Origin of the sequence: uncultured Gemella sp., assembly GCF_963519265.1 — a bacterium.
Classification (GTDB): Bacteria; Bacillota; Bacilli; order Staphylococcales; family Gemellaceae; genus Gemella.
Map to the genome: position 1 here is coordinate 1 of NZ_CAUQNQ010000068.1, position 6,392 is coordinate 6,392.

At 31.9% G+C, this 6,392-nt stretch carries 5 protein-coding genes and 1 pseudogene; all 6 read right to left on the bottom strand.

What is annotated here, in order from left to right:
* Positions 1-389: 389 nt before the first annotated feature.
* Positions 390-1,283 (bottom strand): ATP-binding cassette domain-containing protein, encoded by an 894-nt coding sequence (locus RWN11_RS06455; RefSeq protein WP_314160939.1) that lies wholly within the window; start codon positions 1,281-1,283, stop codon positions 390-392.
* Positions 1,283-2,149, bottom strand: a complete 867-nt coding sequence (locus RWN11_RS06460; RefSeq protein WP_314160940.1) for an ABC transporter ATP-binding protein — start codon at positions 2,147-2,149, stop codon at positions 1,283-1,285. Before RWN11_RS06460 ends, RWN11_RS06455 begins: the two co-directional genes overlap by 1 nt.
* Before the next feature lies 1 nt (position 2,150).
* Positions 2,151-2,975, bottom strand: a complete 825-nt coding sequence (locus RWN11_RS06465; RefSeq protein WP_060914807.1) for an ABC transporter permease — start codon at positions 2,973-2,975, stop codon at positions 2,151-2,153.
* 1 nt (position 2,976) lies between these two features.
* Positions 2,977-3,933 (bottom strand): ABC transporter permease, encoded by a 957-nt coding sequence (locus RWN11_RS06470; RefSeq protein WP_314160941.1) that lies wholly within the window; start codon positions 3,931-3,933, stop codon positions 2,977-2,979.
* A 195-nt stretch (positions 3,934-4,128) separates the two neighbouring features.
* Complete coding sequence (locus RWN11_RS06475; protein ID WP_314160942.1) at positions 4,129-5,688, bottom strand: ABC transporter substrate-binding protein; 1,560 nt, start codon at positions 5,686-5,688, stop codon at positions 4,129-4,131.
* Between the two features lie 477 nt (positions 5,689-6,165).
* Positions 6,166-6,392: pseudogene (locus tag RWN11_RS06480) on the bottom strand (5-methyltetrahydropteroyltriglutamate--homocysteine methyltransferase); the annotation flags it as partial.

Consider the following 6,392-nt stretch of genomic DNA (forward strand, 5'->3'; position numbering starts at 1 on the left):
CAAAATGATTATATTCTACACCATTTTCATCTAAAAATCGCATAGCATTTGTTTTTAATTCTTTTTTCTTAGCCATAATAGTACCTCATTATTTAATTTCTTCATAGGACTAGCCTAAAAGTCCTAGATTTTAAAAAAGTTTACAAGAAAACTCATAGACGCAGTGGTTTATTGATATCTAAATGCGCTTTATAAAAGCTTTTTAGATATCTAATAAACTTTGCGGGGGTGACTCGACAAAATCGATTTCTACGAAATCACGATTTTTGAGTCACTCCCTTATTTTACTCCAAACTTTGCCTACTGTCAAAATCTGTTTCAAATTATTTGAAAAAATACCAACCTCAAGAGCTAGATCTTCTATATCTTTGAGATCGGTATTTGAATTTTTATTTTAACACAAAGTGCCCTTCTTCAACTTCTTCGAATTTTTCACTGCCAGTTATTACTATTTCCTCTGCACTAACTTCGAATTCTTCAAACATCTTTCTAGCTCTTACCGGATCAATTATAGGCATAGAACTTAGAAGACGCTTTGTATAAACGTGCTGCGGATTTTTCATAATCTGTGCTGTTGTTCCTAATTCTACTAGATTACCTCTATACATTACAGCTATTCTATCTGCGATATACTCTACTACACCTAAATTATGTGAGATGAATAAATATGTTAGAGAGAATTTTTCTTGTAAATCTTTTAATAAATTAATTACCTGTGCTTGTGTTGAAGCATCTAAAGCAGAAGTTGGTTCATCGCATAAAATGAAATCTGGTCTTGTTACAACTGCACGAGCAATACCAATACGTTGACGTTGCCCTCCACTAAAAGCATTTGATAATTTTAACGCATCCTCATTAGAAATTCCCACAAACTCTAGTATTTCTAACGCTTTTTTCTTCGCTGTTTCTTTATCCTCTTTGTGTAAAGCTTCCATAACTATATCTAAAGCACTCATTCTCGGATTTAGTGATGAATAAGGATCTTGGAATATAATTTGCATCTTGCTATATACTTCTGCAAGCTCTTTTTTTGACATTTTTGTTAAAGACTTTTCATTACCTTCTACAAAAACTTCCCCTGATGTGAATGGATCAATATTTAAAATCCCCTTACCTAGGGTAGTCTTTCCACTTCCAGATTCACCTACTACAGCTAGCGTCTCAGCTTTATAAATATCTAAACTAATATCATTAACAGCTATAGTTTCTTTGACTTCTTTGCCCATTCCTTTAGACTTATAAACTTTTCGTACATTTTTTAGTTTTAAATACTCTTTACTCATTACTCCACCTCTTTCAGATACTCATGAGTATCGCTAAGTTTTTGCCAAGTATAGTGTTTGTCATCTTCCTTATAATCAACAGTAAGAAGTTCTTTATCAGTGTTTTCTAATCTTGCCGCTGCAAGAAGTTGTTTTGTATATGGGTGTTGTGCATTGCTGAAGATTTCTTCAACATTTCCTTTTTCGACAACTCTACCTCTATACATAATATACACATAGTTACACATTCCAGCTATTACACCGAAGTCGTGACTAACTAGTGCAACACTAAGTTCTGTTTCTTTTTGTAATTTTTTAATAAGAGATAAAATCTGTGCTTGAACCGTAACGTCTAAAGCTGTTGTTGGCTCATCTGCTACCAATAACTTAGGATTTGCAAGTAATGCCATAGCTATTAATATTCTTTGACGCATACCACCAGATAATTCATGTGGATATTGCTCCATTCTAAGTGGTGCATTAAGAATTCCTACTTTTTCTAGTTGCTCTATTGCTAATTTTTTCGCATCTTCTTTAGACTTATTTTGGAATCTTTCTATTACTTCTATTAAATGAAAACCAATTGTTCTAACTGGATCTAGTGAAGTCATAGGGTTTTGAAAAATCATAGAGATTGGTAACTTTTCACCCTTCTTAACTTCCTTTCCATCAAAGTTAAACTTATCATTTTTATCAAAAATATTGTTAGGAAGAATAGACATTATGCTACGCATCAGAATACTTTTTCCACTACCTGATTCTCCAACAACACCAGTGATATGACCTTTTCTAAAATTAATATCGATACCGTGTATTAACTGTTTATCTACTTCTTTATTTGGTTTATAATTAACCGTTAGATTTTTTAATTCTACTATATTTGTCATACTATTCTCCCTCCTTTTGAATATATTTTGTAAGTAAGTTACCAATATTATTGAATGAATAAATTGTTAACATTACAAATAATCCAGGGATGATAGCCATATGAGGAGCACGTTGTAGACTTTGTTGTGCATTTTGTAGTAATGTTCCCCAAGAAGTCATAGGTTGTTGAATACCAAGACCTAAGAAACTAAGTGCCGCCTCTGTCATTATTGCGTTTGCTATTGAAGCACTCGCTGCTACTACTAAAGTTGGTATTATAGCTGGAATAATGTGTTTCTTTAGGATAGAGATAGTTTTTACACCGCTAAATCTGCTATATACAACGTAGTCATATTCCTTTGCCGATAGAGTTTCTGCTCGAACTAATCTCGCAAGACGCATCCATGAAAAACATCCTATTACTATAATTATTGAACCAATTCCTGGTTTTAAAAATACACTAAGTACAATTACTAATACTAACCATGGAATAGATGATAATACATCAACTAAACGCATAAGTAAAGTATCAACTACTCCACCAACATAACCTGCTATAAGTCCTACTATCGTCCCGATTGTTACGGCAGTCACCATTGCTAGTAACCCTACTATAAGAGAAATACGCCCTCCATAGATTACTCGAATAAAGTAATCACGACCTACCTCATCAGTCCCAAATAAGTGTTGTAAACTTGGCGATTGAGATAGATTTGCTACATCAGTAGCCGCTGGATCAATAGGAAGTAAAGGTGCTATTAATGATACAAACACTAATATTGCTATAAAAATAAGTGAAAAAATATAAATTTTTGAACTCTTAGCTATTTTAATAAATCTTTTCATCTTATTTACCTCCTCTTCTAATTCTAGGATCTACTATAGAGTAAAGTATATCTGAAATTAAATTACCTACTATTACTAGTGTAGCTGACAATAACATTACAGCCATTATAATAGGATAATCTAATGCTCTAGTTGCTTGTGTGATATATGGTCCAATTCCTGGCCAACTAAATACTGTTTCTGTAATAATCGCTCCAGTTACTAACATCGGCAGTGACATACCTACTTGAGTTATTACTGGTATTAGTACATTTTTTATAATATGTCTTGTAAAAATTTGAGTTTTTGTCGCTTGAAAAGCTTGTTGAACTACTACATACTCTTCATTTGTTTGACTTAAAGCTGAAGATCTTACATAACGTGTAAGTTCTGCGAAGAATACAATTGTTAATGTTAGATATGGCATAATAAAGTGTGATAAGAAATCACCAAAATCGCCCTCTTTACCAATTGTGTGCATTCCTATTATTGGGAATAAGTTTAATTGATATCCTAAAACATAGATAAATATCATTGCTATCCAAAATGATGGAGTAGCAATTCCTAATGAAGCAACGGCATCGATAAGTTTATCTTGCCATTTACCTTTATTTGCAGCCGCTAATAATCCTAGTACTATTGCAATCACTAATGCTGTTACATATGCAGGTAATACTAATGATATTGTATTAGGTATCTTCGCTAGAATTTCCTCTCCTACACTATTGTGAGTTACTAGTGAGTGCCCGAAGTTCCCGCTTAATATTTGTCCTAACCAATCCACATACTGAATTAAGAATGGTTTATTAAGTCCACTTTGCTCACGAAGAATATTAATTTCTTCTTGTGACATATTCGACGTTATCTGTGCATCGATAGCATCATATGGTGCTAAATGTATTAAAGTAAATACTATAAACGATATTACTAAAAGTAATGGTACTGCTTGTAATATACGTTTCAAAATATATCGAATCATACAATCTCCTTAAAATTTTAATTACTATATTTTTATGAAATTCATTTATAATTTATCACAAATCTTTTTGATATAAATCATAAATGAACGTTCCCCTTAAAACTAACAAAGCGAGGGAGATACTATAAAATCTTATTATAAATAGGATTTTATCGTACTCCCCCTCATACTATATTTTATTTTCCACTACTATTACTATTTAAGAGTAATTTTTGATAAATCATCAAATGTGTAGATTGGTACTAACTTAGCATCGTTAACATTTCCAACACGTTTGTTAACCGCTAAGATTTTTTGGTTATCTACGATTGGGTATAGGTATGCTTGGTTAGCAATTTCTTGTTGAAGGTTTTTGTACACTTCTTTACGTTTAGTTTCATCTAATTCAGCTGCACCTTGTTTAAATAATCCATCAATTTTTTCACTTCTGTATTGGAAGTAATTTGAAGTACCATTTGATCCAAATAGCTTAGAGTATAAATCAGGATCGTTACCCATGATATATCCACCTAAGAATAGGTTATAAGCTTTAGAACCAGGTTTTCTTAACTCTGTAAAGATAGCTGTTTCATCTCCACCACGAAGCTCTACATTAATCCCTACTGCTTGCAATTGTTGTTGGATGAATGTTGCTTGGATAGTATTTGCAGCATCGTTACTTGCATATCCTAAGTTAAGTTTCAAGTTAGAAACTCCCGCTTCTTTTAATAGTGATTTTGCTTTTTCAACATTTTGAGTATATTTCTCTACATCATCAGTATGGAATGGATTTTTCGGTGGTAAGAATGAATAAGGGTTTTGGTAGTATTTACTGTCTAAGTAAGCTGCTTTATTCATATCTTCTTTGTTTAATGCGTATAAAATAGCTTGTCTAACTTTAACATCTTTTAATTCATCTGTGTTTGTGTTTAGTCCTAAGTATCCGATACGGTTTTCACTGTAAGGATAAGTATCGATATTTTTAGAATCTAAATCTTTAATTGCAGCAGGTAATACATATGCTGCATCTACCTCACCTTTTTGTAATGCTACTTTTGTAGTATCAGCACTTTTAATAATACGTAGTACTACATTTTTAACTTTTGGCTTACCATTGTAATAATTTTCATTCGCTTCAAATTTAATGTATTCTCCACGTTTGTTTTCTACTAATTTGTATGGTCCAGTTCCTACTGGTGTTTCTTTTAATTCTTTAACTGAGAAGTCAGATACATTTCCATAAACGTGTTTTGGAATAATGTAAGTTTCATTCGCAATGTTATTTGCCGCAGCTGCACTTGGTTCTGGGAACTTAAATACTACAGTGTAGTCATCTACTTTCTCAATAGTTATCGGTTTGTCTCCGATCCATAAGTTTTTAAAGTTTCCATTTTCTTTTTTAGCTTTTGTTTGATAAGTGAAGACTACATCATCAGCTGTGAATTTTTGTCCATCAGACCACTTTACATCTTTTCTTAAGTTAACTTTTAAACTAAGACCATCTTTTGCAAGTTCAGTAGATTCTGCTAAGGCATATTCTTTTGAACCATCCCCATTGACTTTGATTAATGGTGAGTAAATAATATTAGTCATTGTTAATCCCCAACGGTCACTTACCTTGATTGGGTTAGTTGATGATGGATCATCACCAATAGCATACGTGAAAGTATCTTTATCTTGAGAAGTGGTAATTGTGTTTTGCGTTTTTGAACTACATGCTGTTACAACACTCATTACTAACGCTAGTGCTCCTATAAACAATTTGTTCTTTTTCATTCTTTTTTCCTCCTTGATTTTAAGTCCTATTTTTCTAACTACAAATTATTTTGGTTTCCCCTATTTAATAATGGTTAAATACATTTGTCTATTCGACAGTGAGAGACTTACATTGCTACTCATGTATTAATTAAATAGACTATATTTTATAATTAAGAATAATAAAACCAGATATTATTTAACATTGAACGAATGAAATCAATGCTAGTTTAGTTTACTGTATTATATATAAATATGTCAATTTATGTGCTTACTTTTATCATTTACTTTAATTATATAATTCTTTTGTTGGGAGTGACTCGAAAATCGTGATTTCGGAGAAACAAGATTTTGTAGAGTCACTTTCCGCAGTGGTTTATTAGATATCTAAAAAGCTTTTATAAAGCGAATTTAGATATCAATAAACCACTGCGTCTATAAGTTCGCATATGAACTTTATTAAATTTTAGGACTTTTGGTTTAGAACCTAAAGTATTATTAATTTTCTGATCCCCAAACTTCTTCTACGATTTCTTTTATTAGGGCTATTTTCTTCCATTGATCTTCTTCAGTAATCACGTTTCCTTCTTCTGTAGAAGCAAAACCACATTGTGTACTTAAGTATATATTTTCTAATGGTACGTATTCGCTAGCTTCTTTAATTCTTGCAATTACTTCTTCTTTATCTTCTAAATCTGCAAATTTAGATGTAATTAATCCTAAAA